The 2,176-nt window shown below is 43.9% G+C and carries 2 protein-coding genes; both read left to right on the top strand.

From position 1 onward, the window contains the following. Positions 1-385: 385 nt before the first annotated feature. Positions 386-1,333, top strand: coding sequence for a replication initiation protein (locus ACZ2XM_RS15365; protein ID WP_490589842.1), 948 nt, complete (start codon positions 386-388; stop codon positions 1,331-1,333). A 427-nt stretch (positions 1,334-1,760) separates the two neighbouring features. Beyond that, on the top strand, positions 1,761-1,937 hold the full coding sequence (locus ACZ2XM_RS15360; RefSeq protein ID WP_443521432.1) for a hypothetical protein: 177 nt from the start codon (positions 1,761-1,763) through the stop codon (positions 1,935-1,937). Positions 1,938-2,176: the final 239 nt, after the last annotated feature.

Raw genomic sequence — 2,176 nt, 5'->3', positions numbered from 1 at the left:
GGACTGCACGCTGTCATACAAACTGACGAAAAACAGCCCTTTAGCCCAATGATTTCAGTGGTTCACGTGTTATACAAACCGATTTTATTTTGACCTAAAAACTAACGCCCTAGCGGTTGTTGGGTCAGCGGTGATCCGTAGGCGAAACGATGCCTACGATCACCGCTCGACCTTTACAATTTGGCGAAGATAAGCGTAAACTCAAACGCTAGAAACGAGTAAGCCCCGATAGTTGGAAGCTATCAGGGCTTAATGTAATTTTTAGTGTATAACCACCTAAAAACCACGAAACGTAAGGGTATTTTAGGCGGTTATACACACTAAAACAAGGCTTTTTTGTATTCAGTGGGTCACTAGCGCTGCAATACAGAACTGAAATTTTATAGTGTACGCAATCAAACAAATAGACCCGACCGACTGGCAGAACGTCAGCACTCTAGCTCAATTCTACGCAGACTTAGCAACTAAGCCCTATTGTACTAATGACAAGGGTTTCAGTCATGTTCGCACCAAGTCACACGCCATAAAACACGCCTACATACAACCCAATCACCCCGAGATTATCAAATGGCTTGTCTTTGACATTGACGACCCACAAGCCCTATTTGTCTTCCATGATAACGACTTACCACCACCGCAAATTATCATCAAAAACCCTGAAAACGGACACGCTCACTACGCCTACAGGCTAACAAAACCAGTGGATAAGTGGCGTAAAGCAAGCACTAAGCCAGTAGAGTACCTAGCCAGTGTACAAAAAGCGCTACGCCTAGCACTTGGAGCAGACAAAGGCTATAGCGGCAACCTGATTAAAAACCCTTGTCACAACTTGCACGAGGTATATATTACAGGGGCTAAGCCGTCTTATACTCTAGCAGAACTTACCGAATACTTAGAGCTAGAACCATACCAACAGCAAGAGCCAGCCAATGATGAAGGCTATGGGCGTAATGTGAACGTGTTTAACTATGTCAGACACCAAGCCTATCCAATGGCGCAAGACCATAGTTACAAAGAGCTAGAGAGAATTTTAACCCCTATTGCAGAGGCGTATAATCAGCGTTTTGATGTGCCGCTTTACCCAAATGAGCTAAAGCACATTGTCCGCAGCATTGCCCGATATTGCACACGAAAGGACTTCACAGCAAGCCACAGGGCGTTCTCAGAGCGTCAGAGAGCACGAGTAACTAAGCGATGGGGTGATAACACCGACAAACAAAAACAAGCCCTAGAAATGTACCAAAACGGCGTTAAAAAGACGGTTATTTCTAAAGAATTAGGCGTAACTACTAAGACCCTTACACGGTGGGGCTTACGGGCGAAAAAAAAGTAAAAAAGGGACATACCATAATCAGGTAATAGCCCGTAGGGGTTTTTGATGGTTGTCGTTAAGCTCAGCTAATCAATTTTTGCGCTGTTTCGCCGTAGCTCAAAATCATCAAAAATTCATCAGTCTTTTTCAATCGACAGCAGTCGATTGCCGTGACTCTAATTCCTAGCCTAATGTGCTACCGTTCCGTAACCTTGTCCACAAACCTATGGTCATATGCCGCTTATTTGGCTTAAATTGCCGCCTTATTGCGCTCTAATTGACCCTTCCGCTACCCTACTAGCTGCAACCATTTTTTAAGCCTGCTGTGGCGGCTGTGAGCGTTGTTCACTTTTTGGCAGTAGATTTTTAAGTTTTTACTAGTTTAGCCGTTGCAATGCACTAACAATGTAAATATAATGCACTAATAAGCATCGAAAAGGGGTAGGTTATGACAGCAAAAACAAGCAAAAATAATGACAGCACGTTCACTTGCAGAGCCGATAAAGACTTAGTTGAGGCGTTCAAGCGCATAGCTAAGGACAACAACCGTACAGCAAGTCAGCTAGTACGCGATTACATGATCGCTTACGTCAAAAAAAACGGTCAAGGCAAGTTATTTGACTAGCGAGGGGCTTACTGCGAATAGCCAGCTTGGAAATAAAATCAGCCATCAAAAAATTATAGGATTTCTTATCGTGCCGATGGCTGATTATTTGTTCACACACCACGCAACTGGTTGCAAACGACTTAAAGCCATACGGTGCAAGGGCTGCCGTGTATGACAAATGGACTGCACGCTGTCATACAAACTGACGAAAAACAGCCCTTTAGCCCAATGATTTCAGTGGTTCACGTGTTATACAA

The organism is Psychrobacter sp. CoH-33_TS_01 (assembly GCF_058189395.1).
Note: the sequence above shows the minus strand (reverse complement) of the source record. Positions and strands in the feature narration are given on the sequence as shown.

Excerpts from the sequence above, each read along its gene's own strand:
- ACZ2XM_RS15360 (WP_443521432.1), top strand. The coding sequence starts at position 1,761 with ATGACAGCAAAAACAAGCAAAAATAATGACAGCACGTTCACTTGCAGA.